Here is a 25,660-nt window from a genome sequence, read left to right on the forward strand (position 1 = left end):
GAACTATGACCATCTCTGCCGGACACAATTTTGATCCTTCCGTGCTGCGCGAATATGATGTGCGCGGTATCGTGGGCAAAACCCTGCATGCGGTCGATGCGCTTGCTCTTGGTAAGGCATTTGGTACGAAAGTGCGCCAGTCTGGCGGAAAACGGGTTGCCGTTGGCCGGGACGGACGGCTGAGCTCGCCTGAACTGGCAAGTGCGCTTGTCGAAGGGATCGTTTCGACCGGTTGTGATGTTGTCCGGATCGGGCGTGGGCCAACTCCGATGCTCTATTTCACGGTTTATGATCAGAAAACCGATGCTGGCATCATGGTGACCGGGTCGCATAATCCGTCGAATTACAATGGTTTCAAGATGCTCAATGCCGGAAAGTCGGTGTTTGGCGAAGCCATTCAGGAGCTGGGCCGTATTGCTGCATCGGGTGATTTCGAAACCGGTACTGGTTCGGTTACCGACATTGATATCGAAGACCACTATGTCGAACGATTGCTGACCGAACTTGATTGTGATGTTGCCAAGCCTATGACGATTGTATGGGACTGCGGCAATGGTGCTGCGGGCGATGTGGTTCGCAAACTGACTGCAAAGCTTCCGGGCAACCACCATCTGCTGTTTGACGAGATCGATGGCACTTTCCCAAACCATCACCCGGACCCGACGGTCGAGGCCAATCTGGTCGATCTCAAGGCCAAGGTGGCATCGCTGAATGCCGACTGGGGTGTCGCCTTTGACGGCGATGGTGATCGTATCGGTGTTGTTGACGGGCAGGGGCGTGTCTTGTGGGGCGATCAGCTGCTGCAGATTTATGCTGCCGACGTTCTCGGGCGTCTGCCAGGCGCATCGATCATTGCCGATGTCAAAGCCAGCCAGACGCTGTTTGACGAGGTTACCCGCCTTGGTGGTAACGCCATCATGTGGAAGACCGGCCATTCGCTGATCAAAACCAAAATGGTTGAGTCAAAGGCACCGATTGCCGGTGAAATGAGCGGTCATATCTTCTTTGCCGAACGCTACTATGGCTATGACGATGCAATGTATGCCGCGGTCCGGCTGTATCGCATTCTGGTTCAGAGTGGCAAAAGCCTTGATGAATGGCGTGATGCGATGCCGGTGGCCGTCAATACCCCGGAAACCCGCATCGACTGCCCTGATGACCGCAAGTTCGCCCTGATCGAAGAAGTACGTGGTCGTTTGTCCGAAGCTGGTGCTGAAGTCAGTGGAATTGATGGTGTGCGTGTCAGCACGGATGACGGCTGGTGGTTGCTGCGTGCTTCCAATACCCAGCCTGCGATCGTGGCCCGTTGCGAGGCCGCTGATGAAAGCGGTTTGTTGCGGTTGAAAGCACAGGTAACCGCACAGCTGCAAAAAAGCGGTCTGACTTCGGATGATTTCTTTGCACCCGGTGGCGGCCACTAGGCCGTTTTCTGGAAGGTACAAAAAAGCCCGCTGAATTGCTTCAGCGGGCTTTTTGATTTGAGGCAGGCTGTTTACCCGGCATCACCGGCATTAACCGGGATACAGGCGACCTTTTCCTTGCGCAGCGCAGCACAGGCACTGCGTGCTTCCTGTTCGCCACCAAACCCAAGCAGGCGGGCACGATAAACAACACCCGATCCGTTGCTTTGCTGCTCGACAGCGGCACGGGTCAGCCGAAGGACTTCCGGCGCTGTGCGTGCTGCGGCAAGGACGGCTTCCTGTGCACGACGCTGATCGCTGAACGCGCCAACCTGAATGCCCCATCCGCCGGTTTCCGGCGACAGGCGGGCGACAACGGTTTCGGTATCAATGCGGCCGGGCTGTTCGACTTCATTGGCGTTGTTCTGCTTGGCCATCAGAAGCTGGGTATCAGCCGGAAGAATTTTGCCATCCGGGCTGATGCGCGGACGTGGCGCGATGATTTCGCCGTCTTTTTTCAGTTCAAGATAGGCCTGATCAAGAAGCTTCTTCATCTGGTCATCGCGTGACCGCGCTGTCCGGCCACCAAAGACAACGCCGATCAAACGGCGACCATTGCGGTTGACCGATGCGACAAGGTTAAAGCCCGACGCATTGATATAGCCGGTCTTGATGCCGTCCGTACCGTAATAGGACGCCAGAAGATTGTTATGGTTGCCATAGGTGCGCTTACCATAGCTGAACTTCTGGGTGCTGAAATAATGGTAGTAGTTGCCGTAATCCTTGCGCAGCGACACCGCAAGCCGGATCATATCGCGGGCTGTGGTCAACTGGCCACGGTTCGGAAGGCCTGATGCATTGCGAAAGGTGGTGTTCTTCATGCCGATCTGGCGCGCTTTCGCGGTCATCATCTGCGCGAATTTCACCTCGGTTCCGCCAAGATGTTCGGCGACCACAACGGCAATGTCGTTTGCCGATTTCGTAACGAGTGCCAGAATGGCATCCTCGACCGAAATCTTTTCACCAGGCTGAAGGCCTAATTTCGAAGGGGCCTGTCCCCAAGCGCGTTTGGAAACTTCCATGCGTGTCGAAAGCGATACCTTACCGGAATCCAGCGCATCAAACAGCATGTAAAGCGTCATGATCTTGGTCAGTGACGCAGGGTAAACTTTGTGGTCGGCGCGATATTCATGAAGGACATCGCCGGTTTCGGCGTCGATAACCATCGCTGTATAGGTGCGTGCCATTGCTGCCGGTGTTGTGAATACAACAGCCGCGATGATCAGCAGCATCACGGACAGGACGCAGTAAATCCTGCGACCCTGCGATTGCCACATCGGTCGACTTTGATCAGTACTAACGGTGGCCATCGCTTTTGGCCCAAGACGGGTCTTAAAACGCATTTGACGGGCTCGGCTTTACGGTGATCCCCAAGACGAAATATGGTCAGTGTCTCATCGCGGCATTAAAAAAATGCTTAACGCTTGTTCAGATAATCTGATTTGCCGCCTTGTTGCGGTCTCATTTTTTCGTCAGACTCAATTTATATCCGCCAGAAGGTTAAAAATCGAGGATCGAATGCGTAAAAAAATAATGTCTGTTGTCAGTAACATAAGAACAAAATCATCAATTTTAAGTGGTGGCGCACTGTGTGCCGCAGGTTTGATGGCGCTTTCTGCATGCAGTTTTACCGGTACAAGCGATATCGAAAATCCACTGGTGCGCAAGGGTAGCTGGTTCTCGTTTATCAATGCGGATGACATTCGAACCGCATGTTCTGCCGGGGATGCAGAAGGACGGATTCGCATCGTCTATAATGCTGATTATTATAAAGAAACGCGCAGTTACGACCTTATTCCCAGGAACGGTGCAGAGCAGTTTGAGATGGTGTCGCGGATATTCGGTCCGCTTGACGTAAGCGAGGTCAATATCGAGGTTACAGCCCCCCTTGGTGCTTTCGGCGGGACGGAATCGCGGGAAAACCTGTCGCGTGGACAATATCTTGCACTAACCGATGCGCTTCAGGCCGATGGTTTCGGATATCAAAGCCGCGACGGATTGCGCCTGCATTCTGACGATTATTACTGGGTTGCGATTGGCTGTTCGTCGCAAAGCATCACGCTTGCTGCTTGGACATCTACCAAGGATGATCTGCGCGCTTTGACTTTCCCGAATGTGCTCGAAAACCTGTCGGGTTTGGAAAAAACACTTCCACAGCCGCCAGCTTTCGGGGCGCCAAAGCAGCCTGATCCGTTTTTCAGCAAGAATGACAAGAAAGCCGAGTCTCGCCATTTCTATCGCACTGTGCGCGGAAATCAGCTGAAATAAGCTGATCCGTTTCAGGAATCTTCGATGAAAATGGCACGGCATAACTCGTGCCATTTTTGTTTTTTTAGCGTCCTGAATATCAGGATTAACGTAATTTCCCGGCTAAACGATTGAACCTATGCCGGTTTTTTACAATCGGTTCCCGGGAATCAAGATAATCCGTTCTCCCAGACGTGCTTGACCCATTCACGACTTTTAAAATGTCACCAAAGCAACCTTGACGGCGCACCTCTATTCCATCTAGGGTTATGTTGCGATGCAGCATAATTTCTGAATGCCAAGCCCAATTCAAGGAGGTCGGCACATGGTGACTCCTCGCAAAAAATCTGCGCCCGCTTCAACAAATGCTAATCCGGCGAAGGTCTCTTCTCGCCCAAAAGCGGTGACTCAAAAAACAGCTTCTGATGGCGCTAAAAAGTCTGCTGCTTCCCCGGCAAAGGCCGCGACAGCTGAAATTTCCGAGGCTGCAACAGAGCGGCCGAAGCGTGTCGTCACAACCGCAAGCGCGCTTGAGGCAGAGGCATTGCGCCATCCTCCGGTTGCGGAGCCTTCAAAACCGGATGCTGTAGTGCCGGAGGCGAATAAAGAACCTGTTGCCGCTCAAGGGGCTGAGGCTCCGGCCAAGGCTGATGACCCGGTAAAAGCAGAAGCCGCGGAAAGCAAGCCTGCGCCCGAACAAGCCAGAAAGAAGACAACGGCAGGCCCCAAACCGGCAAGCCGTCCGAAGGCGGCAACCACATCGAAAAAGAATACGGTTATGCCTGCCTCCAAAGCCGTCAGTGAACCCAAAGTTTCGGTTTCCAGCGAGAAGGCATCTGGTGCGATTTCCGAAACGCCCCTCCCAGCAAAGAAGGCTTCCATCGTGACAGAGCAAGAGAAAGCGGCTGCTCCGGCCAAAGTGACAGCTGCGGCGAAGGCCGAGACGAAAGCTAAAGATACTAAAGATACTAAAGATGCCCAAAAAACTGCTGTCGAGGTTAAGGTTGCAGCCCAGCCGACAGCCGCTGGTGATGTGGCTGCGTTTGGTGCGGTCAGCCTTGAGCCGTTCACAGAGCTTTGGAAAGCACCGGAAGTCGATACCATGGTTGCAGCAACCCAGGATGCTCTCGAAGGAAGTCTAACGGCGGTCAATGATGTTCTTGCTCAGGTGACAGAAAAGATTACCGAGCAGGCTGACATATTCTCCGATGCTGGAACGCAAATGATGGCCAGATACGAAGAACTGATCGAAACGCAGCAAAAAAGTTTCGAAGGCGTATGGCAGGTTTCATCTGAGCTGATGGAAAAAAGCGGTTCCTTCGGTGCTGAGCTGGCATCCTGGGCGCAGCGGGAAGTTGATGCATCCCAAGCTGATTTCGAAGCGCTTTCAAAGGTCGAAAGCCTTTCTGAACTGCAGGAGCTGAACGAGCGTATACTGAAACGCTATGTCGAGTCCGGCATGTCCGAAGGCGAAAAAATTCAGAAAATGATGTTCGCTGCTTTCACCGACGGATTTGCTGCAATGTCCAAGGCTGCTGGTGTTCCGCTTAAGTAAGCAAACCGACGCACTTAGGATTTTGCCGTAATGAATGTATCGGGACGGACATGGCTGGCAGCCATGTCCGTTTTTATTTTTTGTACCGATATTTACGGCAAAGATGACGAAGTTTGATCAATGATCTTGCAGCACGGCATTCTCGGCCTACATGAATTTGGGATGAGGTTAGAAACGTTTTGTCGCTGCGGACTTTGAAACAGATGTTCAATGACCTATCATGGAGACAATGCAGAACAAAAGGGTTCCGGTAAGCAGATTATGAGTGATCAGGACAATGACGGTGGTGGTCTCCCGAATACGGGGATCGTAACGAAGACACGGCCAAAGACGAAGAAGCCGTCCATGTACAAGGTGTTGTTGCTGAATGACGACTACACCCCCATGGAATTCGTTGTCCATGTGCTAGAACGGTTCTTTGAAAAGGGCCGGGAAGAGGCGACCGCGATCATGCTTCAGGTCCACCGAAAGGGGGTCGGAATTTGTGGGGTTTTCACCTACGAGATCGCGGAAACCAAGGTCAACCAGGTCATGGATCTGGCGCGGCAAAATCAGCATCCGCTGCAGTGCACGTTAGAGAAGGAGTGAAACATGCTCTCACGTAACCTTGAAGAAAGCTTACATCGTGCGCTGGCATATGCCTCTGAGCGGCGTCATGAATATGCAACGCTGGAACATCTTCTGTTGTCATTGACCGAAGATCAGGACGCGTTGTCTGTTCTGAAAGCGTGCCGGGTGGACGTTGATCGTCTGCGTTCGGATCTGCTGGAGTTTGCTGATAGCGAACTTTCCGGCCTGATCAGTGCGCGTTTGGTGGACCCCAAGCCGACGGCTGGTTTCCAGCGCGTGATACAGCGCGCAGCCATTCATGTTCAGTCTTCCGGGCGAGAAGAGGTAACAGGGGCGAATGTGCTGGTTGCACTGTTCTCCGAACGTGAATCGCATGCGGTCTATTACCTGCAATTGCAGGACATGACCCGTCTGGATGCGGTCAATTACATTTCCCACGGAATTGCCAAGGCGCCAGAACTGAACGAACGCCGCATTCCGCGTGGTGCCGAAGAAGAAGTTGCACCCGGTGCGACAACCGACGCTGAAGAAGGTGTCGCCGCTGGCGAGGGCGAGGCGCTCAAGGCTTATTGCGTGAACCTTAATGTCAAGGCGCAGAATGGCAAGATTGATCCGTTGATCGGCCGCCAAAGCGAAATTGAACGCACCATTCAGGTCCTGTGCCGTCGCACCAAGAACAACCCGCTTTATGTTGGTGATCCGGGGGTTGGTAAAACCGCCATCGCCGAAGGCTTGGCGCGTCGCATTGTTGATGGTGATGTCCCCGAGGTTCTTGCGGATGCCACCATTTTCTCTCTTGATATGGGCGCGCTTCTGGCCGGGACACGGTATCGTGGTGACTTCGAAGAGCGCCTGAAGGCGGTCGTCAAGGAACTTGAAGAGTTTGATGGCGCGGTTCTGTTCATTGATGAAATTCACACGGTGATCGGCGCGGGCGCGACATCGGGCGGGGCAATGGATGCCTCGAACCTGTTGAAACCGGCCTTGGCCAGCGGTTCGCTTCGGTGCATCGGTTCCACGACTTACAAGGAATTCCGCGGTCATTTCGAAAAGGACCGCGCCCTTGTGCGTCGTTTCCAGAAAATCGATGTCGAAGAACCGTCTCCCGAAGATACCATTAAAATCCTCAAGGGACTCAAGCCCTATTACGAGGAACATCATCACGTCAAATACACCAACGAGGCCATTCGGTCTGCGGTCGAGCTGGCATCACGCTATATCAATGACCGCAAACGTCCCGATAGCGCGATTGATGTGATTGACGAAGTCGGGGCATCCCGGATGCTGGTGGCACCAAGCAAGCGCAAGCGCACGATTTCCAAACGCGATGTCGAAGAAATCGTCGCCAAGATTGCCCGCATACCACCAAAATCGGTGTCGACGGATGACCGTAAGGCATTGGCCAATCTGGAACGTGACCTCAAGACCGTTGTATTTGGTCAAGACAAGGCGATTGAAGCCGTTGCCAGTGCGATCAAGCTCGCACGTGCCGGTTTGCGCGAACCGGAAAAGCCGATTGGCAGCTATCTGTTCTCCGGCCCGACAGGTGTTGGTAAGACCGAGGTGACCAAGCAGCTGGCGCATGTCATGGGGATCGAATTCATACGGTTCGACATGTCCGAATATATGGAACGCCACAGCGTTTCTCGCCTGATTGGTGCGCCGCCCGGCTATGTCGGTTTCGATCAGGGCGGGCTTCTGACCGATTCCGTCGATCAGCATCCGCATGCGGTTGTCCTGCTTGACGAGATCGAGAAAGCCCATCCGGACCTGTTCAATATTCTTTTGCAGGTGATGGACCACGGCAAGCTTACGGATAATAACGGCAAGACCGTTGATTTCCGTAATATTGTGCTGGTGATGACGACCAACGCGGGCGCATCGGATATGGCAAAGCCGCCCATCGGTTTCAAACGCGAAATGCGTACCGGCGAGGATGCAGAGGCGATCAAGCGGACTTTCTCGCCGGAATTCCGTAATCGTCTGGACGCGGTCATTCCGTTTGAAAACCTCAAGCCTGAGGTCGTCAAGATGGTGGTGGATAAGTTCATCCTGCAGCTTGAAGTCCAGCTTGCAGATCGCAATGTTTCGATCGAACTGACCGAAGCAGCGCGGACCTGGCTGGGCGAACGGGGCTATGATGCGGCCTTTGGGGCGCGTCCTTTGGGGCGTGTCATTCAGGAACACGTCAAAAAGCCGCTGGCCGAGGAATTGCTGTTTGGCAAACTCGAAAAGGGCGGGGCCGTTCTGGTCGATATCGAAGACGATGCCGTTATCTTCCGTTATCCGGAAGAAAATGGTGGCGGGTCGAAAAAGGAAAAAGATCCGGAAATGGCAAACTGATTGCCCTGTGATCGATTACCTTGTCATTAAGTTTTGGCGCGTTATTGTGATTGCCCGGAACAGTTGTTTCGGGCAATTGCTTTTGGTGGCATATAAAAACAATGAACCAGGCGACACAGCGAAAATATCGGGATGAAGTCGAGAAGTTTCTGTCCAAACTTGAATCGCAGGCGCGCAGGCTTGTGGCTTTGGCAGATGTGATCGAGAAGACGGTCGATACAACGGAAGTGACAGGTTACCGGCCTTTCCGCGAGGAAGTCGATAATTTCAAAGCGCTTTCGCTGGTGATCACCGACCGCCTTGCAAAGCTTGAAAAGCATCCGAAAAAGGACGAGCTTGAAGAGCAATTCCATAAATTGCAGATCCTGATGCTGCGCATCGTGATCAAAACCAGCCTGAAATTCTTCTTTGTGATGAGTGCCAAGCCGGTTCTGCCGCTTGGTGCGCGCGAGATGTTTCAAAGCGAGCTTCGCACGCTTTATGAGGCAGAGCGCATGATTTCCAATCCGCGATATATCAGCCACCTTGATGAAGGTGCCAAGGATGATCTTGAGATTGCCAAGGAAATTCTTCAGGAAATCATTGAAAACGCTCCTGCTTTGCTGAATTTCGGAAATCGAAAAAAGCGTAAGCCGGCACGCCGCAACGCCGGTTGATCTGCAGATCAATCCTGCTGTCATTTGACTTAAATTGCGTTTTGCAAAATGCAAAGAATGACTATCGCATTTTGCAAATATTTCTGTCGCAAATTGCGAATTAATTTTGAAGTAGTTGTCTTATCAGAGTTTTTTCAATCAATAATCGGCCAAATTCTGCGATTTTAAGGTGATGCCAAAAACTGGCACACCCTATGCATATGTGTGATCGGACAGTTGTTCTTTGCAGGGGCGCATCTTGCGCCTGGAACAACGTAATCTTCTGCAGTTTGCTCGTGTCCCAACCAAACTCAGCGGCGGTTTTTCCGCCGCTTTTTTCTTTTGTCCCCCTTTTCTTATCATCCAGCCCTCCAATGGCTTAACTGGCATCCCCATATGGGGATATCGGATAATGTATGCGTGTTTGTATATATTTTCCTGCGTCTAAAAGTAGTTGATGAACAGATTTTTCTCTGTATAATCTATACCAAGGGATAGTATTTGCATACGGAGGGGTAGGAAGGGTTATGAAGATAAAAAAACACCTTGTTCTGGTGACGGGTCTGATGATTGGCACTTCGTTTGGTGTCACTGCCGCCAATGCCAAGTCAGATTTGCCCGGGGCACCGGACCAGTTGATTACGGATGACACGATCCGTGATGTTCGGGAATGGCTTGCAAATCCGGTGGTCGAACTTTCAATCTCGTCGCAGAACCGGTTGCGCAAAGGTATGACGCAGGATCAGATCGATGCTGCCGACAAACAATGGGTGGCGGAACGCGAAGCTGAGGACCAGCCGCTGGTCGCAGCCATTCTGACCAATCCTCTTTCCAGTTATCTGACGCAGATCCAGGCGCGTTCCGGCGGATTGTTTGCCGAAATATTTGTCATGGACGCTGTCGGCCTCAATGTCGGGCAAAGCTCGATCACTTCCGATTTCTGGCAGGGGGACGAGGCCAAGTTCAAAAACACCTTCCCCAACGGAGCCAACGCCGTCTTCATTGATGAAGCTGAATATAACGAAGAATCCGACACTTGGCGTTCGCAGCTCAATATGACCATGAGCGATCAGCAAGGGGCACCAATCGGTGCCGTCACGATCGAGGTCAATCTTAATGAACTCGCGCGTCGTCAGCAGTTGTAAGGGAGACGGACAATGAACTTCTTCAAAAACCTTTCCATACCAGCCAAGCTGACGACCTGCTTTGCTGTGATGATTGTGGTCATCCTGATGGTTGCGGGTGCCGGGATGTTTGCGACTTTCCAGGTCAAGTCTGCCAATGATCAACGTGATTATCTTTCTGATTTCGAACGCGACTATCGCAACCTGGACCGCTCCTATCTGATGGCGCGTCAGGAACTGGTTTATTTCCTGACAACCGGTGACCGGACCGGACTTGAAAGTTATCAGGAATCGCTGGCTGAAATCGATACCCGCACCGATGTTCTGAAAGCCTACGCGACGATTAACCCGACAATTGCCGATCTTATCGAACAGATGGACAGCGCAATTGATCGCTGGGAAGAGATCGCCAGCGAACAGGCGAAACTGATGCGTCATTATCTGACCGTCAACCATGCGCGTGCGATTGAAGCTTCCGGCGAACCGCGCGAACTGTCCGACAGCGTATCGAAGATTGCCCTGGAACTGGCAGAAAATATCGACCAGATGAACCTGGATGTCGAAAACCGTGTCGAACGGGCCATGATGCTGTTCCAGACCACACTGGGCATTGGTGTTGTTTTGCTGATCGCCATGGCGGCATTGTTTGGTGGCACGTTGTCGCGCCTTATTGCGACACCGATCCGCAAGATGACGGATGCGATGGGAAGTCTGGCATCTGGCAACCTTGATATCGAAATCCTTGATATGAAGCGCGCCGACGAAGTGGGGGCGATGGCCAAATCGCTTGAAGTGTTCCGTGAAAACGCCCGTGAACGTGCCCGGATGGCCGAACAGGAACGGATTGAAGCCGAACGCCAGATCGAACGCAGCAAGCGTATGGGTACACTGACTGCCGGTTTCGATCATAAAATCCAGGAAGTTCTTTCGGCGGTTAATGTTGCGCTGGACGAAGTCCGCAGTGCATCGGAAACGCTTTCGTCACATTCGGTTCGCGCCAATCAGGATGCGAAAAGTGTGGCAGAGCAGGCCGAAGAATCATCGGGAGACATCGAAACCGTTGCATCGGCAACCGCGCAGCTTTCCGCGTCGATTTCTGAAATCGCATCGCAGATCGCACGTGTTACCGAAATTACCCAGCATGCCGTTGCGGAAACCGAACGCACCAATCAGCGTGTCGAAATGCTGAACGAAGCGGCGCAAAGTGTTGGTGAAGTTGTCAGCCTGATCAGCGACATTGCTGATCAGACAAACCTGCTGGCACTTAACGCGACAATTGAATCCGCACGTGCCGGCGATGCAGGCAAGGGCTTTGCGGTGGTGGCGGGGGAAGTCAAAAACCTTGCTGCCCAGACGGTGAAGGCAACCGAACAGATCACTGCGAAAATTACCGAAATGCAGGGTGAAACCGGTGCCGCCGCCGAAGCCGTTCGCGGCTTTGCCGAAACCATTCATCAAATTGATGAACTGATGTCGGTTGTTGCCAGTGCGGTGGAAGAGCAGGGCGCTGCAACCGAAGAAATTTCACGCAGTGTCGAAGGGGCTGCCAATGGCAACGTCGCGATTTCAAATGCGGTGAAAAGTGTTGCCCTGGCCACAACCGAAAGCGGTGATCTTTCGAATGGTCAGCTTGACTGTGTCGGTCGTCTTGCGGCCGCCAATGATGAGCTGAGAAGCCATGTAAATGGCTTCCTGAACGACGTCAGAGCCGTCTAAAAATACTGAGTTGGTTGGGCAGTCAGGAAGGGGCGCGATGCTGATGCATCGTGCTCCTTTTTGCTTGGTGGAGCTGCCGGTTCATTCCTGTTTGAACGGGCTGTGTTCGGCCACGATAAATTCGCGATCCTGCGCGATATGATGGCGTTCCTGATCCAGAAAACGGGCCACGGCAGTGCGTAAACCGGCATCGGCAATCAGATGTGCCGAATGGGTCAGAACCGGTTCATAGCCACGCTGGATTTTGTGTTCACCCTGTGCCCCGGCCTCAACCGTTTTAAGGCCGCGTTCAATCGCGATATCGATCGCCTGATAGTAACAGGTCTCGAAATGCAAAAGCGGGGTCCGGTCAACAGTGCCCCAGTTGCGTCCGTATAAGGTTTCCGTGCCGATCAGGTTGAGCGCCCCGGCAACCATGTCGCCGTCACGAAAGGCAGCCACCAAAACGGTCCGGTCCCGGACCCGTTCATGCAGAAGATCAAAGAACTCCCGCGTTAAATAGGCCTGCCCCCATTTGCGATCCGATGTGTCGTGATAAAAGGCATAAAACCGGTCCCAATGGGCGGCTTTAAGGTCATCACCCGATAGAACTTCAAAGCTGTATCCCGCATCGCGCACCTGTTTGCGTTCCTTGCGCAGATTTTTGCGTTTGCGCGAATTCAGCGCGCCAAGGAAATCGTCAAAACTGTCGTAACCACGATTGTACCAGTGATATTGAATGCCGGTTCGCGGAAGAAATCCGGCATCTTGCATCGCCCGGCTTTCATCGCCACTGCAAAACGTTACATGCAGGCTGGCAATGCCAAGCCGTTCGGGCAGGGCACAAAGCGCACCAATCAGAAGTGTGCGAACGCGCTCAGGGGCTGGATGATCGGACCGTATCAGAAGCCGCGGGCCCGGAACCGGTGAAAAGGGTACGGCGGCCTGTAATTTCGGATAATACCGTCCACCCGCCCGCTCATAGGCTTCCGCCCAGCTCCAGTCGAAGACATATTCGCCATAGGAATGCGATTTGACATAAAGCGGCACAATCCCGGCAACCGTATCGTCATCATCGGTAACCACCAGATGAAAGGGTTGCCAACCGGTATCGGCATTGGCCGAGCCACTATCTTCCATTGCGGAAAGAAAGGCAAAGCTGACAAACGGGTTCGCCGTGCCTGCGCATTTGTCCCAGTCGGCTTCGCCGATTTTATGGATATCGGTAACGGTTCTTATCTCGGCAGGCAAGATGGGGTCCCCTGTGTTCAATCCTTGGTCGCCGTTCGGGCCTGCATTCTATACGCAATAGCCGGTATATGCGTTCAGAAGATAGGCGCATTGCATGTTTGCGCAAGGGAAAGCCTTTGACGGACGTTGCCTTAGGCCCTATTTCATTGGGCCAAGGGCGCGTAACGTTACGGCCCTACGGCTCGGGAAATGCCCGTGTCGCCCTCGCAAAGAAAAGGATGGTGCGCCGTGAACAGCAAGCTTTCGTTGGAGAAGGACAAGATCAAGATCGTCCTGCTCGAAGGTATCCATGAAAACGCTGTAAAGATGTTCAAAGAGGCCGGCTACTCAAATGTCGACCACTACCCTGCTGCTCTGGATGCGGATGAACTGAAATCCGTCGTCTCCGAAGCGCATTTTCTGGGCATCCGTTCCCGCACCAAACTGACCGAAGAAGTCATCGACGCTGCACCCAAGCTGACCTCTATCGGTTGTTTCTGTATCGGCACCAATCAGGTTGATCTGAAAGCCGCTGCGATGCGCGGTATTCCGGTCTTCAATGCGCCTTATTCCAATACCCGTTCGGTCGCCGAACTGGTTCTGGGTCAGATCATCATGCTGATGCGCGGTATCCCGCAGCGTGACAAGGCTGCCCATGCCGGTGGCTGGCTTAAAAATGCCAAGGGCTCGTACGAGGCGCGCGGCAAGACTTTGGGCATCATCGGCTATGGTCATATCGGATCGCAGCTGTCGGTTCTGGCGGAATCGCTTGGCATGAACGTCATTTATTATGATGTGATCAACAAGCTTGCGATGGGTAATGCCACCTCGTGCAGTTCGATGGATGAATTGCTGGCGAAATCTGATGTCGTTTCGTTGCATGTTCCGGCCAACGAACAGACCAAAAACATGATCACCGCGACCGAAATCGCCAAGATGAAGCCGGGGGCGCACCTGATCAACGCGGCACGTGGCAATGTCATCGTGATCGAAGACCTTGCTGCGGCCTTGGAACGCGGCCATCTGGCCGGTGCAGCCCTTGACGTGTTCCCGGTCGAGCCTGCGGGCAAGGACGAGGAATTCCAGAGCCCGCTTCGCGGTATGCCGAACGTGATCCTGACCCCGCATATCGGTGGTTCCACCCAGGAAGCACAGGAAAATATCGGTGTCGAAGTTGCCGACAAGCTGATCACCTATTCCGATAACGGGTCGACGCTGGGTGCGGTCAACTTCCCGGAAGTTTCGCTGCCGGTCAAGGATCGCAAGCACACCCGCTTCATGCATATTCATCGCAACGTTCCGGGCGTTCTGTCGAAAATCAACGACGTGTTTGCAACGCGTGGCATGAATATCAGCGGTCAGTATCTGCGTTCCGAAGGCGGCGTGGGTTACGTGGTTGTCGAAGTCGACGAGGAAATCCAGCCGGGGCTTGGCATCCGCAAGGAACTCGAAGCCATCGACGGTACGCTTCGGGTTCGCTTCCTGTTCTGATCTATCTATAGTTGCGCAATGCAATCAAACTGAGAAGGGCGGAAACATCATTGTTTCCGCCCTTTTCTTATAGTTTGCGATACATGATCAGTGCGTCGGTTTCGCCGTGTGTCGGGTGCATATAGGCACCGGGTAAACGCCCGACAATTTCAAAGCCAAGCTGCGGCCAAAGATGCACCGCGGCCTTGTTGCTGGCGATGACGAAATTGAACTGCATTGCCTTGAAGCCCCGATCCCTTGCACGGATCAGCGAGTCTTCGCACATTCGCCGCGCAATCCCGCGCCCGCCCGCATCGGGGGCGGTCATATAGCCGCAATTGGCGACATGGGCACCATTGCCCGGCTGATTGGCCTTCAGGTAATAGGTGCCAACAATCTGCCCGTCTTCCTCGGCAACGAAGGTTTCCCTGTCCGCGCCCATCCAATAGGCCAACACATCCGTGTCGGTCATGTCGATGGGCATGACATAGGTTTCACCGGCCCGAAGGACCGGGGCAACGATTTCAAGGATTTTCGCGACATCATTCTGGGTGGCGGGGCGTATCTGCATTGTAACGGTCAGTCTTTCGTGGGGGACAAGCCCGCGCGGGGCAGGGGATAAAACACGACGCGGGCAGGTGTTAGCGGTCGCCCTGTTGCAAGACCTGTTCGATAAATTCGGGGTCCGCTTCAAACGGCAGGCTCGCCCGTCCGGCAAGCGCGCGGGCAAGTTCGGAACGATAACGTTCCCGTGGGATTTCGACCACCCCGAACTGTTTTAGGTGATCATTGACGAACTGGGTATCAAGCAGGGTATAGCCGCCTTGCCGCAAAAGGGCGACAAGATGCACCAATGCCACCTTTGATGCATTGGTCGCACGCGAAAACATGCTTTCGCCAAAAAACGCCTGCCCCAGGCTGACGCCATAAAGACCGCCAACCAGCTTGCCATCAAGCCATGCCTCGATCGAATGGGCGCACCCCATCTTGTGAAGCGCGCAATAGGCATCAAGGATATTGTCATTGATCCACGTATCATCCCGGCTGTCGGTTGGCTCCGCACAGGCACGAATGACATCGGGAAAGGCTTTGTTTACATGGACCTTGAATGTCCCCTTGCGCACCGCTTTGCGCAGGCTTCTGGGCACGTGGAAGCCATCAAGCGGCAATACGCCACGCCATTCCGGGTCAATCCAGTAAAGGGTCGGGTCATCATGGCTTTCGGCCATGGGAAACAGGCCGACCGAATAGGCACGGATCAACAGATCAGGGGTCAGTTGGTTCGACATGATCGCGGTGATAATGGTTTCGGTCCTGTTTGCAAATCGTCTGTTTACATATGTGAACGCGCACTGTTCTGACAAGATAGCAGCTTGCAGTCCATCGGCTATGTTTGGCATGATAATCGAAATGTATGATTAATTCTTTCGCGCCGGAATTGTAAAATGCTCGAAATTTCTTCGCTGATTATTTTTGCCGGGGCGTTGCTGGTGGCATCAGGATCGCCGGGGCCAAGTGTTGCGGCACTGGTGGCCCGGGTTCTTGCACGTGGATACCGCGATATCCTGCCGTTTCTGGCCGCATTGTGGATTGGCGAACTGACCTGGCTCAGCTTTGCCGTACTTGGCCTGTCGGCCATCGCAAACAGCTTCCATCTTCTGTTCGCCATCATCAAATATGTTGGTGTGGCCTATCTTCTGTATCTGGCGTGGAAGATGTGGCACGCGTCTGTTGATGTCGATGCCGAAACCATCCCCGATACAAAATCCGGTGTTCGGATGTTCATCGCGGGCATGACGGTGACGATGGGCAATCCGAAAATCATGCTGTTCTATATGGCGCTGGTTCCGACCGTGATTGATCTGGCATCCGTGTCGCTGTTTGGCTGGTTCGAACTTTCCGTCGCCCTGATGGTGGTTCTGGTCGCGGTCGACCTGACATGGGTTTTCATGGCGTCGCGTCTGCGCCACCTGATCCGCAGCCGACGTGCTATGAAAATCGCCAACCGCACCAGTGCAACGGTGATGGCCGGGGCGGCGGTCGCCATCGCGTCTCGCTAGGGGCGTTGCTGGGCTAACGGAAATTCCCAAACAAAAACGGGACTCCCGAAAGGAAGCCCCGTTTTTTGATCGGGATATAGAAGGTTACTTCTTCATGCCCATGAATTTTTCCAGCCAGTGAATATCGTAATCACCTTTCTGGATATCAGGCTGCGCCAGAAGCTTCTGATGCAGCGGAATGGTGGTTTTGATCCCGCCAATCGCATATTCGGCCAAGGCACGGCGCAGGCGCATCATGCATTCTTCGCGGTCACGTCCATGCACGATCAGCTTTGCAATCATGCTGTCGTAATAGGGCGGGATCGAATAACCGGTATAGATACCGCTATCGACACGCACGCCCAAACCGCCCGGTGCATGATATTCCTTGATCTTGCCCGGTGACGGCACAAAGGTTTCCGGATCTTCGGCATTGATGCGGCATTCAATCGCATGGCCGTGAATTTCCAGATCTTCCTGTGTAAAGGACAGTTCAAGGCCCGCGGCAACGCGAATCTGTTCACGCACAAGGTCAACGCCCGAAATGGCTTCGGTCACTGGATGTTCGACCTGCAGGCGGGTGTTCATTTCAATGAAATAGAATTCGCCATTTTCATACAGGAATTCAATCGTACCGGCATTGCGATATCCCATGCCACGCATCGCGTTGGCAACGGTCGATCCGATCCGTTCGCGTTCTTCCGGTGTCAGCGTCGGCGAAGGGGCTTCTTCAAGCACTTTCTGGTGACGGCGCTGTAAGGAACAGTCACGTTCGAACAGATGGACGGCATTTCCGTGGGAATCGCCGATAACCTGAAGTTCGATATGGCGCGGTTTGCCAAGGTACTTTTCCATATAAACCGCGGCATTGCCAAAGTTCTGCAATGCTTCCTTGCGGGTCATGGAAAAGGCTTCGGCAAGGTCTTCGTCGCGCTCGACCACTTTCATGCCGCGACCGCCGCCGCCGCCCGATGCCTTGATCAGAACCGGATAGCCGATTTCCTTGGCGCATTTTTGCGCCTCGGCAACGGTGGTGATTTCTCCGTCCGACCCCGGAACAACCGGAATGCCCAGTTTTGCTGCGGTGAGTTTGGCGGTGATCTTGTCACCCATCATGCGGATATGTTCCGCCGACGGACCGACAAAGGCAAAGCCATGTTCTTCGACCATGGCGGCAAAGTCGGCATTTTCCGACAGGAAGCCGTAACCCGGATGGATGGCTTCCGCCCCGGTGATTTCGGCAGCCGACAGGATCGCCGGAATATTCAGATAGCTGTCTTTCGATGCGGCCGGGCCGATGCAGACGGCTTCGTCTGCCAGGCGGACATGCATGGCATCGGCATCGGCGGTGGAATGCACCGCGACAGTTTTGATGCCCATTTCGCGGCAGGCGCGCTGAATACGCAGCGCGATTTCGCCACGGTTGGCAATCAGTAGTTTGTCGAACATGCGGTGTTTACCCCGGCTTATTCAATAATGACCAGCGGCTCGTCATACTCGACCGGATGGCCGTCGGTTGCGATGATCTGGCTGATTTTGCCAGATTTCGGCGCGCGGATCGGGTTGAAGGTCTTCATTGCTTCGATCAGCATCAGGGTCTGGCCTTCGGAAACGCTGGAACCGACCGAAATAAACGGTGCAGCGCCGGGTTCCGGTGCGAAATAGACCACGCCAACCATCGGCGATTTTACAGCACCCGGATGGGAACCTGCATCAGCTGGTGCCGCCGGAGCAGCCGCCGCAGCAGGAGCCGCAACCGGTGCAGCAGCCGGAGCGGCTGCAACCATGGTGCCCTGACGGGCGACGCGAATGCGATTGTCGCCTGCGGCAACTTCGATCTCGGTCAGGTTGGTCTCGTCCAGCAGCTCGGCGAGCTGGCGAATGGTATCGTTGTCGATGTTGAACTTGCTCATTTCGATATCTTTTATGATGGTGTGTGGATCAGTGATCTGATGGCATCAAGGCCAAGAATGTAGCCCTGCGCGCCAAAACCACAGATCATGCCTTTTGCAGCTTTTGAGACGTAAGAATGATGTCTGAATGCGTCCCGCTGATGAATATTTGAAAGATGCACCTCGACGACCGGCAAATCGGATGCCAGCAAGGCGTCAAGGATCGCAACCGATGTGTGCGTATATGCCCCAGCATTGATAATAATGCCAGCAGCTTCTTGCCGGGCTTCCTGAATCCAGTCAACCAGTTCGCCTTCATGATTGCTTTGGCGAAAGACGACGGGCAGGCCTATTTGCGACCCATGTGCCGAACACATGCTGTCGATATCCCGCAAGGTGGTCGAACCGTAAATTTCCGGCTGACGCTGTCCCAGCAGGTTCAAATTCGGCCCATTCAGAATGTAGACGGGTTTTGTCATCCGTTCCCACATGCCCAACATATAGTGATGCGTTTATAGCACGACCAAAGTCTGACGCAACGTTGCATTCGGACGAGGCTATGACTGTAGCCGCAAGATCATGCCTGCATCATCGCCATCGGCACAGCTTTGTGTGCCCCGCATGGCAGAATCCGCCGATCACAGCTTGCCTCTCGCCCGGCAGCTGCGCATACTGCGCGCCAATAGATGAATATTTTGATACCACAAGGACAAGACGAACAGATGCGCCTGACCATCAACGGTGAAGACCGCACCATCGATACCGCAGCAACCGTTGCCGATCTTCTCGGCGAACTCGGGATCACGGCGACCAAGGTCGCGGTGGAACGCAATCTCGAAATCGTGCCGAAAACGGCCTATGGCGATACCGCCCTTGCTGATGGCGATAAACTTGAAATCGTTCATTTCATTGGTGGCGGTTCATCGGATGCCGATCTTGCATCGGCCGATGACGCGGGCTTTGTTGTTGCCGGTCACAAATTCAAATCGCGTCTGATCGTCGGTACCGGCAAATACAAGGATTTCGAAGAAACCCGCATCGCGATTGATGCCTCGGGTGCCGAAATGGTCACGGTTGCGGTGCGTCGCGTCAACCTGACCGACCCGTCGCAGCCAATGCTGGTCGATTATGTCGATCCGAAAAAATACGTTTATCTGCCCAATACGGCGGGTTGCTTTACGGCCGATGATTCGGTTCGCACCCTGCGTCTGGCCCGCGAAGCCGGCGGCTGGAACTTGGTGAAGCTTGAAGTTCTGGGCGATCAGAAAACGCTGTATCCCAACATGCCCGAAACCCTCAAGGCGGCCGAAGCCCTGATCAAGGACGGTTTCGACGTGATGGTTTATTGCAGCGACGATCCCATTCAGGCCAAGATGCTTGAAGATATGGGCTGTGTCGCGATCATGCCGCTGGGCTCCCTGATCGGATCGGGCATGGGGATTCTGAACCCGGTCAATATCGCACTCATCAAGGAAAACGCCAAGGTGCCCGTGATCGTCGATGCCGGTGTCGGTACCGCGTCCGATGCGGCATTTGCCATGGAACTGGGCTGTGACGGTGTTCTGATGAATACCGCGATTGCCGGTGCCAAGGACCCGATCCGTATGGCGCGCGCCATGAAACACGCAATCATCGCTGGTCGGGAATCTTTCCTTGCCGGTCGTATGCCCAAGAAAAAATATGCCGATCCGTCCTCGCCGCTGGCTGGTTTGATCTGATCGCGCAAACGCCCGATAAAAAGCCCCCGTTTCGATACCGAAACGGGGGCTTTTGTTTTATTAAGGCTGCGAAACGGATTGACTGCATCCGTAGTCGCAGGTGATTTAAAAATCAGGACGCTTCTTCAAGTCCGGCTTTGACCAGCGCATTGACCCGTTCCATATCCGCCCCCGACACCATCTGACCATTGATCAGGAAGGCGGGGGTGCCATTAACCCCGATGCTGCGCGCCATGGCGGAATATTGCTGCAACATGCCGTTGATTTCCGGCGACTGCATGTCCTTGCGCATCTGATCAACGTCAACACCGGCATCTTCGGCCAGCTTATTGATCTGTGCTTCGTCAAGCACACCACGGCTTTCCATGAAGGCCGCGTGGATTTCCATGTATTTGCCCTGCTTGGCAGCGGCCAGTGCGGCACGTGCCGCAATGGCACTTTCTTCGCGCAGGATCGGGAATTCAACAAACATGGTGCGGATTTTGCCGTCGGAATTTTCCGCAAGTTCCTTCACACCGTCAAAGGCGCGTTTGCAATAACCGCAGTGATAATCAAAAAATTCGATCACGGTAACCGGTGCATCAAGCGGGCCAACCGATGGCACGGAGCTGTCAGCCACCAGCGCATCCCAGACCGGCTGAATGGCTTCGGCCTGCTGACGGGCCTGTTCGGTTGTCTGCCAGACCTGAACATTCTGGATGGCGCGCAGCAGAACATCCGGGTTTTCCATCAGATACTGCTCGATCACGCCTTCGATCTCGGCCTTCTGCGCGTCGCTAAGGTCTGCTGCCTGTGCCGGGCCCCCCATGGCAAAACCCAGAGAAAGCATAATGGCGGCACCGCCCAGAAGGCGTTTGATCATAAGCGAATTCATCGAAAATCCTCTGTTGTCTTCGTCCCGGATGTTTCTGACATCGCGCAGGACCTGATTTCTTTAAATCATTGATACGAGACGGGCACCCTAACGGGAAAGTAAAATATGCGAGAGATATGTGACACCGGCCACATCGGGGCGCTGATCATGTGACGATGCGACGCCGATCCATACCAGACGAACATCGACAGTGTCTGTGTCGGGCCAGTATCGTCGATGCAGGGTCGAAAGATCGAAATAATCCCGCTGCCAGCCGACAGTGCCCGAAATATCGCCCCCGATCGGCAGGCGGATTACGTGATCAATCGGCGGTTTGCCAACCCCCAGATCACTTTCGCCCCAATCCCCTTGTGACTGCGACCGGAAACCAAGCACAAGCTCGGTATCGCCGGGCAGGGCGGATGCGTTCATCAACCAGTCAAAAGACAGATAGGGGGATGCAAGAACCGAAATATTGGTTCGACGGCCAAGTTCAAACGGGGCAATGGCCGGGCGCATGGCAAGGGCGATGCGCCCATCAATATCGTCCCAGTAAAGGCTGTTGGCCTTTGACTGTTCACCCTGATCAAGCTTTGCCGGGCGGTCGGCGTAATGCCAGTAGCGCGGCGGATTGCCAAGCGAGAAGGGGCCGTAAAGAAGCTTCAGGTCTCCCTCGACGCTGACCCCGGCATCGGGCAGGCTGCATCCGGCCAGGACGTAAACCGCCATAAAAGCAACGCCCAGACGGCGCGACATCATCGAAATGACGCCCGCCCGCGGCGACAGAACCGATATCAATTGGGCTTGTCCTTGCCTTCCGGATCGGTCGCCCGGATGATGTCCTGTGCGCGCTGCCAGGTCGCGGTGCCTTTTTCAAGTTTCCGGTCGGCTTGCACCGCATGATATTTTGCCGCTTCCCGGTCCCCGGTCAAAAGGCTGTATTCCGCCTGCGACAGCGATGCTTCGCCTTCATTGCCAAGACGGTTTTCAATGATCGCCCGGAAACGCCATGCCGATGCATTGCCTCGTTCCACCGAAAGAACCCCCAGAAGGTTTTCCTTGGCTTCGCCCAGAACCGCATCATCGCCGCTTTCAATCAGGGCATGCGCCAGCAGAAGGCGGATCAAAGGGGCACCATTGGACAATTCGACGGATTTGCGCAGCGGATCGGTGGCTTCCTTGGCCTTGCCGAATTCCAGCAGGACCTGACCCTTAAGCTCTTCGAAATACGGATTTTCGGGTTCTTCGGCGATCAGCCCGTCAATCAGTTTCATCGCCGGTTCGATTTGCGAGTCCCGGTAATAGGCGATGGCGCGCGCATAGCGCCCCGAAACGCTGGTATCGGACTCGGGATAGGTGCGCAAAGTATGCTGGATATGGTTGGTAAACGCATACAGCTTGGCGCGCATACGATCATGACGTTCATACAGAACCGGATCGACCTTGGCGTCTTTTAACGGTGAATTCGCGGTATAGTTTTCAAGGAAATCAACACGTTCGGTCGTCAACGGGTGACTGCGCAGATACGGGTCCTGACGCGCGGTGCTCAGCAATTCCTGACCTTCAAGCGTTTCCATGAATTCCATCAGGCCGCGCGATGATATGCCTGCTTCGCTCAGGAATTTGACGCCGGCCTGATCGGCACTGCTTTCCTGTGTTCGCGAATAGGCCAGAAAATTGCGTTCCGCCACGTTCTGGCCGCCAAGCACGGCTGCCGTACCCACATCGGCACGTCCGGCAGCAACACCGGCAGCAACCCCAACGATGGTTGACAGAATCGACACAGCAGATGCATTTCGAAGCTGATCATGAACACGTGAAAGATGCCCGCCCGCAATGTGGCCGGTCTCGTGGGCCATCACGCCCATAACCTGTTCGGGAGTCTGGGCTTTCAACAAGAGGCCAGTATTGATAAAAAGCTTTTGGCCACCTGCAACGAATGCGTTCAGGCTGGGATCTGAGACGATATAGACAGTAACGCCGCGCGGATCGAGCCCGGCAGCCTTGAATATCGGGGTCGCATAGAGATGAAGGGTTTCCTCAATCTCGGTATCCCGGATAAAAGAACGACCCTGCGCAAAAACTGTGCTGGGCAGGGCAACAAGGAAAATGGCAGTGAGAGTAATAATGCGTCTGAGCAAAATGTGCGTTCCGTGTTCTCGTTCATCTTATGTCGACCCGACCCGTGCGGACAGGTTCCCGACGCGCAAGCCATCATGGCGGATCATGGCGGCAATCGCAATGACTGCCGGTCTTGCTGCCTGCGGTACTGATAATACTGATAATCTTGGCCAAATCGGGGCCGTCAGTGGTTTCCTTGGTGGCGTGGTTGCCGACGAACCCCGTGCGGTCCGTATTGCGCGCGATGTTCTTTCGGCTGGCGGCACGGCGGCCGATGCGGCTGTTGCGCTTTATGCCACCATGACGGTGACCAAATCATCGGTTGCCGGTATCGGTGGTGGCGGGGTTTGCGTTGTCCATGATCGGGAATCGAAGAAGGTCGAAGTCCTTGATTTCTGGCCACGTCCGGGGACTCGCACCGCAGATGGCCAGGTCGCAACGACCGTTCCGGGTGTCCCGCGCGGCCTTTACGCACTTAGTGCGCGTTATGGTCGTCTGCAATGGCCGCAGCTTCTTTCGGCCGCCGAACAGTATGCCCGCCTTGGTGTGCCGGTATCGCGTTCGATGGTTGATGATATCGAAGCCAATCGCGACCGGATCGAAGCAAGTCCGATCCTGCGCGATGTTTTCATGCCAGATGGCAAAACATTACAGGTCGGTGACCGGATTCGTTCCGTCAATCTTGGCGCACTTCTGACCTCTCTTCGGGTCAAGGGACCGGGCGAGTTTTATAACGGTGCCCTTGGCGCCCAGATCGCAACCGCGGTTCAGAATGCCGGTGGCACGCTGACGGCCGAAGACATGCGTTCCTACAAACCGCAATGGAAAACCGCGACCGAGGTCAAGGTTGGCAACGAAACGCTTTATCTTGCCTATCCGCCGCGTTCCGATAACGGGCGTTCGGTTATTGACGCGGAAACGGAACTTGGCGCGATCCTGAACCGCTATCTGGCCGATATCGAAGCTGCTGACAGCAACATTCAAGCCAATACCGGGCGCAGCGGCTTTGTCGTGCTGGACCGCAAGGCCAATGCGGTTGCCTGCATGACCACGATGAACAAACAGTTTGGTGCGGGGCTTGGTGCCGATGCGTTCGGCCTTAACCTTGCCGCCGGGGATGCGGGTTATGCCCAGACCCCGCTGATGGGCCCGGCACTTATGGTCAACCCGTTTGTCTGGGAATATTACTATGGGATCGCTGGCACCGGGACTCCGGCTGCTGCCACCAAACAGATTGCCACCATGGCCGAAGACCTGATCGAAAAGGGGGCGGCTGCCAATGTCCCGATGAATTCGGCGGGCAAACCGGCGGTCAATATCGTGCGTTGCCTTGAAGGGGTGCCGCCGCATCCTGAAAGCTGCCAGTTCATTGCCGATCCTGCGGGCGGCGGTATGGCGGGCACCCAGTAAGCCACCCTTTACAGACATTTCATCGGGGCAGGATTTCCTGCCCCGATTTTCACGATACAAAGCAGGACCCCACAAATGGCTTTGAAACAATCGCGCCGCGGTGCCATTTCGCCGTTTATTGTTATGGATGTCATGCGTGCCGCCAACGCGCGCGAACGCGACGGCAAGGCTGTCTATCACCTTGAAGTCGGGCAGCCGGGCACACCGGCCCCACGCAAGGTCCGCGAGGCCGCGGCCCGCGCCCTTGATAACGATCTGATCGGTTATACCAATGCCATGGGGATTGATCCCCTGCGCGAAGCCATCGCCGGGCATTATCAGCGTAAATTCAACGCATCGGTTGATCCGTCACGCATCTGTGTCGCCAGCGGTTCTTCCTCGATCTTCGTGCTGGCGTTTCTGGCGGCCTTTGATGCCGGGGATCGGGTGGCGATGGCGGCACCAGGCTATCCGGCCTATCACAACATCCTGACTGCACTCGGCATTGAAACCGTCAATCTGCCTGCTGGCCCCGAAAGCCATTATCAGCCAACCGTGGCCATGCTGCGTGACCTCGAAGCCCCGATTGACGGTCTGATTGTTGCAAGCCCGTCCAACCCGGCGGGCAGCATGATTGATGTTGAAACTTACCGCGAACTGGCGACCTATTGCCGGGAAAACGGTATTCGCCTGATCAGTGACGAGATTTATCAGGGCATTTCGTTTGGCGATGTCCGCGAATGCACCGCACTTGAATTCGGCGATGATGCGATCATCATCAACAGCTTCTCGAAATATTTCTCGATGACCGGCTGGCGTCTGGGCTGGGCGGTGGTGCCGCCTGATCTGATGCGCGCGGTTGAATGCCTGCAACAGAACCTGTTTATTTCGGCCCCGGCATTATCACAGATCGCCGCCGTCGCCGCATTTGATTGCGAGGACGAATTGCAGGCCAATGTCGCGGCCTATGCCCGCAATCGTGAAATCCTGCTCAATGAACTGCCCAAAGCCGGATTTGGCAACTTCGCCCCGGCGGATGGTGCATTCTATCTCTATGCCGATGTCCGCGATCTGACGGATGATAGCGAGGCATTCTGTCGCCGCATGCTTGACGAAACCGGTGTTGCCACCACGCCGGGCACTGATTTTGATCGGCTTCGCGGCAAACACTATGTCCGATTCTCATTTGCACATAGCGAGGCGACCATGCTGGGTGCGGTAAAGGCATTGAAGAACTGGCAGCGATAAGCCCCTGATCTCAAACAGACCGCAACGAAAAGGGCTGCCGAATGTTCGGCAGCCCTTTTGGGTTTTATCGG

Annotated in this window: 23 protein-coding genes; 13 read left to right on the forward strand and 10 right to left on the reverse strand. The window is 54.6% G+C overall.

Translation table 11 applies throughout. From position 1 onward, the window contains the following. The first annotated feature begins 5 nt into the window (after positions 1-5). Positions 6-1,421 carry a phosphomannomutase/phosphoglucomutase gene (locus BC440_RS20360; RefSeq protein WP_071241179.1) on the forward strand — a complete coding sequence of 472 codons (1,416 nt, stop codon included), beginning with the start codon at positions 6-8 and terminating at the stop codon, positions 1,419-1,421. A gap of 71 nt (positions 1,422-1,492) precedes the next feature. Here the strand turns inward: BC440_RS20360 and BC440_RS20365 are convergent, their stop codons facing one another. Further along, the gene (locus BC440_RS20365; protein ID WP_223305133.1) at positions 1,493-2,803 is read right to left on the reverse strand and encodes a D-alanyl-D-alanine carboxypeptidase; all 1,311 of its coding nucleotides are present in this window, start codon (positions 2,801-2,803) and stop codon (positions 1,493-1,495) included. Positions 2,804-3,065: 262 nt separating this feature from the next. On the opposite strand from BC440_RS20365, the gene BC440_RS20370 reads away from it, so the two are divergent. The 7 genes from BC440_RS20370 (at position 3,066) to BC440_RS20400 (ending at position 11,650) form a co-directional block, all read left to right on the forward strand. Beyond that, positions 3,066-3,728 (forward strand): hypothetical protein, encoded by a 663-nt coding sequence (locus BC440_RS20370; RefSeq protein ID WP_071241180.1) that lies wholly within the window; start codon positions 3,066-3,068, stop codon positions 3,726-3,728. A gap of 304 nt (positions 3,729-4,032) precedes the next feature. After that, the gene (locus tag BC440_RS20375; RefSeq protein WP_175484513.1) at positions 4,033-5,262 is read left to right on the forward strand and encodes a phasin family protein; all 1,230 of its coding nucleotides are present in this window, start codon (positions 4,033-4,035) and stop codon (positions 5,260-5,262) included. A gap of 261 nt (positions 5,263-5,523) precedes the next feature. After that, positions 5,524-5,850 carry an ATP-dependent Clp protease adapter ClpS gene (gene clpS, locus BC440_RS20380; protein ID WP_037988091.1) on the forward strand — a complete coding sequence of 109 codons (327 nt, stop codon included), beginning with the start codon at positions 5,524-5,526 and terminating at the stop codon, positions 5,848-5,850. Between the two features lie 3 nt (positions 5,851-5,853). Beyond that, positions 5,854-8,175 (forward strand): ATP-dependent Clp protease ATP-binding subunit ClpA, encoded by a 2,322-nt coding sequence (gene clpA, locus BC440_RS20385; protein ID WP_071241182.1) that lies wholly within the window; start codon positions 5,854-5,856, stop codon positions 8,173-8,175. A 101-nt stretch (positions 8,176-8,276) separates the two neighbouring features. Continuing rightward, positions 8,277-8,831, forward strand: a complete 555-nt coding sequence (locus BC440_RS20390) for a hypothetical protein (protein ID WP_007090298.1) — start codon at positions 8,277-8,279, stop codon at positions 8,829-8,831. Positions 8,832-9,337: 506 nt separating this feature from the next. Continuing rightward, the gene (locus BC440_RS20395; protein WP_071241183.1) at positions 9,338-9,955 is read left to right on the forward strand and encodes a hypothetical protein; all 618 of its coding nucleotides are present in this window, start codon (positions 9,338-9,340) and stop codon (positions 9,953-9,955) included. 12 nt (positions 9,956-9,967) lie between these two features. Further along, positions 9,968-11,650: a methyl-accepting chemotaxis protein gene (locus tag BC440_RS20400; RefSeq protein ID WP_037988022.1), complete on the forward strand. Its 1,683-nt coding sequence runs from the start codon at positions 9,968-9,970 to the stop codon at positions 11,648-11,650. 81 nt (positions 11,651-11,731) lie between these two features. Here BC440_RS20400 and BC440_RS20405 read toward each other — a convergent pair whose 3' ends face one another. Then, positions 11,732-12,880 (reverse strand): GNAT family N-acetyltransferase, encoded by a 1,149-nt coding sequence (locus tag BC440_RS20405; RefSeq protein WP_007090295.1) that lies wholly within the window; start codon positions 12,878-12,880, stop codon positions 11,732-11,734. Positions 12,881-13,108: 228 nt separating this feature from the next. Here BC440_RS20405 and serA point away from each other — a divergent pair, with 228 nt between their 5' ends. Continuing rightward, positions 13,109-14,350 carry a phosphoglycerate dehydrogenase gene (gene serA, locus BC440_RS20410; RefSeq protein ID WP_007090294.1) on the forward strand — a complete coding sequence of 414 codons (1,242 nt, stop codon included), beginning with the start codon at positions 13,109-13,111 and terminating at the stop codon, positions 14,348-14,350. 67 nt (positions 14,351-14,417) lie between these two features. Here the strand turns inward: serA and BC440_RS20415 are convergent, their stop codons facing one another. Then, positions 14,418-14,900 (reverse strand): N-acetyltransferase, encoded by a 483-nt coding sequence (locus BC440_RS20415; protein WP_071241184.1) that lies wholly within the window; start codon positions 14,898-14,900, stop codon positions 14,418-14,420. A gap of 70 nt (positions 14,901-14,970) precedes the next feature. Further along, positions 14,971-15,618: a leucyl/phenylalanyl-tRNA--protein transferase gene (gene aat / locus BC440_RS20420; protein ID WP_007090292.1), complete on the reverse strand. Its 648-nt coding sequence runs from the start codon at positions 15,616-15,618 to the stop codon at positions 14,971-14,973. Between the two features lie 156 nt (positions 15,619-15,774). Here aat and BC440_RS20425 point away from each other — a divergent pair, with 156 nt between their 5' ends. After that, positions 15,775-16,389, forward strand: a complete 615-nt coding sequence (locus BC440_RS20425; protein WP_071241185.1) for a LysE family translocator — start codon at positions 15,775-15,777, stop codon at positions 16,387-16,389. Positions 16,390-16,473: 84 nt separating this feature from the next. On the opposite strand, the gene accC is transcribed toward BC440_RS20425, so the two are convergent. The 3 genes from accC to aroQ are packed head-to-tail and all read right to left on the reverse strand — an operon-like array spanning position 16,474 to position 18,739. Continuing rightward, positions 16,474-17,817 carry an acetyl-CoA carboxylase biotin carboxylase subunit gene (gene accC, locus BC440_RS20430; protein ID WP_007090290.1) on the reverse strand — a complete coding sequence of 448 codons (1,344 nt, stop codon included), beginning with the start codon at positions 17,815-17,817 and terminating at the stop codon, positions 16,474-16,476. 17 nt (positions 17,818-17,834) lie between these two features. Then, complete coding sequence (gene accB / locus BC440_RS20435; RefSeq protein WP_007090289.1) at positions 17,835-18,281, reverse strand: acetyl-CoA carboxylase biotin carboxyl carrier protein; 447 nt, start codon at positions 18,279-18,281, stop codon at positions 17,835-17,837. 11 nt (positions 18,282-18,292) lie between these two features. After that, positions 18,293-18,739: a type II 3-dehydroquinate dehydratase gene (aroQ, locus tag BC440_RS20440; protein ID WP_037988093.1), complete on the reverse strand. Its 447-nt coding sequence runs from the start codon at positions 18,737-18,739 to the stop codon at positions 18,293-18,295. A 243-nt stretch (positions 18,740-18,982) separates the two neighbouring features. Between aroQ and thiS the strand changes: the two genes are divergently transcribed. Further along, entirely contained in the window at positions 18,983-19,978 is a 996-nt protein-coding gene (gene thiS / locus BC440_RS20445; protein WP_063095751.1) for a sulfur carrier protein ThiS, read from the forward strand. A 112-nt stretch (positions 19,979-20,090) separates the two neighbouring features. Here thiS and BC440_RS20450 read toward each other — a convergent pair whose 3' ends face one another. The 3 genes from BC440_RS20450 to BC440_RS20460 form a co-directional block, all read right to left on the reverse strand. Continuing rightward, positions 20,091-20,852, reverse strand: coding sequence for a DsbA family protein (locus BC440_RS20450; protein ID WP_071241186.1), 762 nt, complete (start codon positions 20,850-20,852; stop codon positions 20,091-20,093). A gap of 87 nt (positions 20,853-20,939) precedes the next feature. After that, entirely contained in the window at positions 20,940-21,629 is a 690-nt protein-coding gene (locus BC440_RS20455; RefSeq protein WP_071241187.1) for a hypothetical protein, read from the reverse strand. Continuing rightward, positions 21,626-22,972, reverse strand: coding sequence for a M48 family metalloprotease (locus tag BC440_RS20460; protein WP_071241188.1), 1,347 nt, complete (start codon positions 22,970-22,972; stop codon positions 21,626-21,628). Before BC440_RS20460 ends, BC440_RS20455 begins: the two co-directional genes overlap by 4 nt. On the opposite strand from BC440_RS20460, the gene BC440_RS20465 reads away from it, so the two are divergent. Beyond that, positions 22,959-24,362, forward strand: a complete 1,404-nt coding sequence (locus BC440_RS20465; protein ID WP_071241189.1) for a gamma-glutamyltransferase — start codon at positions 22,959-22,961, stop codon at positions 24,360-24,362. The two genes, BC440_RS20460 and BC440_RS20465, sit on opposite strands and share 14 nt — an antisense overlap. A 75-nt stretch (positions 24,363-24,437) precedes the next feature. Continuing rightward, positions 24,438-25,589 (forward strand): aminotransferase class I/II-fold pyridoxal phosphate-dependent enzyme, encoded by a 1,152-nt coding sequence (locus tag BC440_RS20470; protein ID WP_071241190.1) that lies wholly within the window; start codon positions 24,438-24,440, stop codon positions 25,587-25,589. The last annotated feature ends 71 nt before the right edge of the window (positions 25,590-25,660 follow it).

Origin of the sequence: Thalassospira sp. MIT1004, from assembly GCF_001858545.1 — a bacterium.
Classification (GTDB): Bacteria; Pseudomonadota; Alphaproteobacteria; order Rhodospirillales; family Thalassospiraceae; genus Thalassospira; species Thalassospira xiamenensis.

What these genes read in the sequence shown, in the direction of transcription:
- BC440_RS20375 (WP_175484513.1), top strand. Translation starts at nt 4,033, where the DNA reads ATGGTGACTCCTCGCAAAAAATCTGCGCCCGCTTCAACAAATGCTAAT.
- BC440_RS20470 (WP_071241190.1), top strand. Translation starts at nt 24,438, where the DNA reads ATGGCTTTGAAACAATCGCGCCGCGGTGCCATTTCGCCGTTTATTGTT.
- BC440_RS20415 (WP_071241184.1), bottom strand. Translation starts at nt 14,900, where the DNA reads ATGCAGATACGCCCCGCCACCCAGAATGATGTCGCGAAAATCCTTGAA.
- accB (WP_007090289.1), bottom strand. Translation starts at nt 18,281, where the DNA reads ATGAGCAAGTTCAACATCGACAACGATACCATTCGCCAGCTCGCCGAG.
- BC440_RS20390 (WP_007090298.1), top strand. Translation starts at nt 8,277, where the DNA reads ATGAACCAGGCGACACAGCGAAAATATCGGGATGAAGTCGAGAAGTTT.
- BC440_RS20465 (WP_071241189.1), top strand. Translation starts at nt 22,959, where the DNA reads ATGCGTCTGAGCAAAATGTGCGTTCCGTGTTCTCGTTCATCTTATGTC.
- accC (WP_007090290.1), bottom strand. Translation starts at nt 17,817, where the DNA reads ATGTTCGACAAACTACTGATTGCCAACCGTGGCGAAATCGCGCTGCGT.
- aroQ (WP_037988093.1), bottom strand. Translation starts at nt 18,739, where the DNA reads ATGACAAAACCCGTCTACATTCTGAATGGGCCGAATTTGAACCTGCTG.
- BC440_RS20370 (WP_071241180.1), top strand. Translation starts at nt 3,066, where the DNA reads ATGGCGCTTTCTGCATGCAGTTTTACCGGTACAAGCGATATCGAAAAT.
- BC440_RS20425 (WP_071241185.1), top strand. Translation starts at nt 15,775, where the DNA reads ATGCTCGAAATTTCTTCGCTGATTATTTTTGCCGGGGCGTTGCTGGTG.
- clpS (WP_037988091.1), top strand. Translation starts at nt 5,524, where the DNA reads ATGAGTGATCAGGACAATGACGGTGGTGGTCTCCCGAATACGGGGATC.
- aat (WP_007090292.1), bottom strand. Translation starts at nt 15,618, where the DNA reads ATGTCGAACCAACTGACCCCTGATCTGTTGATCCGTGCCTATTCGGTC.
- BC440_RS20365 (WP_223305133.1), bottom strand. Translation starts at nt 2,803, where the DNA reads ATGCGTTTTAAGACCCGTCTTGGGCCAAAAGCGATGGCCACCGTTAGT.
- BC440_RS20400 (WP_037988022.1), top strand. Translation starts at nt 9,968, where the DNA reads ATGAACTTCTTCAAAAACCTTTCCATACCAGCCAAGCTGACGACCTGC.
- BC440_RS20450 (WP_071241186.1), bottom strand. Translation starts at nt 20,852, where the DNA reads ATGAATTCGCTTATGATCAAACGCCTTCTGGGCGGTGCCGCCATTATG.
- clpA (WP_071241182.1), top strand. Translation starts at nt 5,854, where the DNA reads ATGCTCTCACGTAACCTTGAAGAAAGCTTACATCGTGCGCTGGCATAT.
- BC440_RS20360 (WP_071241179.1), top strand. Translation starts at nt 6, where the DNA reads ATGACCATCTCTGCCGGACACAATTTTGATCCTTCCGTGCTGCGCGAA.
- thiS (WP_063095751.1), top strand. Translation starts at nt 18,983, where the DNA reads ATGCGCCTGACCATCAACGGTGAAGACCGCACCATCGATACCGCAGCA.
- BC440_RS20395 (WP_071241183.1), top strand. Translation starts at nt 9,338, where the DNA reads ATGAAGATAAAAAAACACCTTGTTCTGGTGACGGGTCTGATGATTGGC.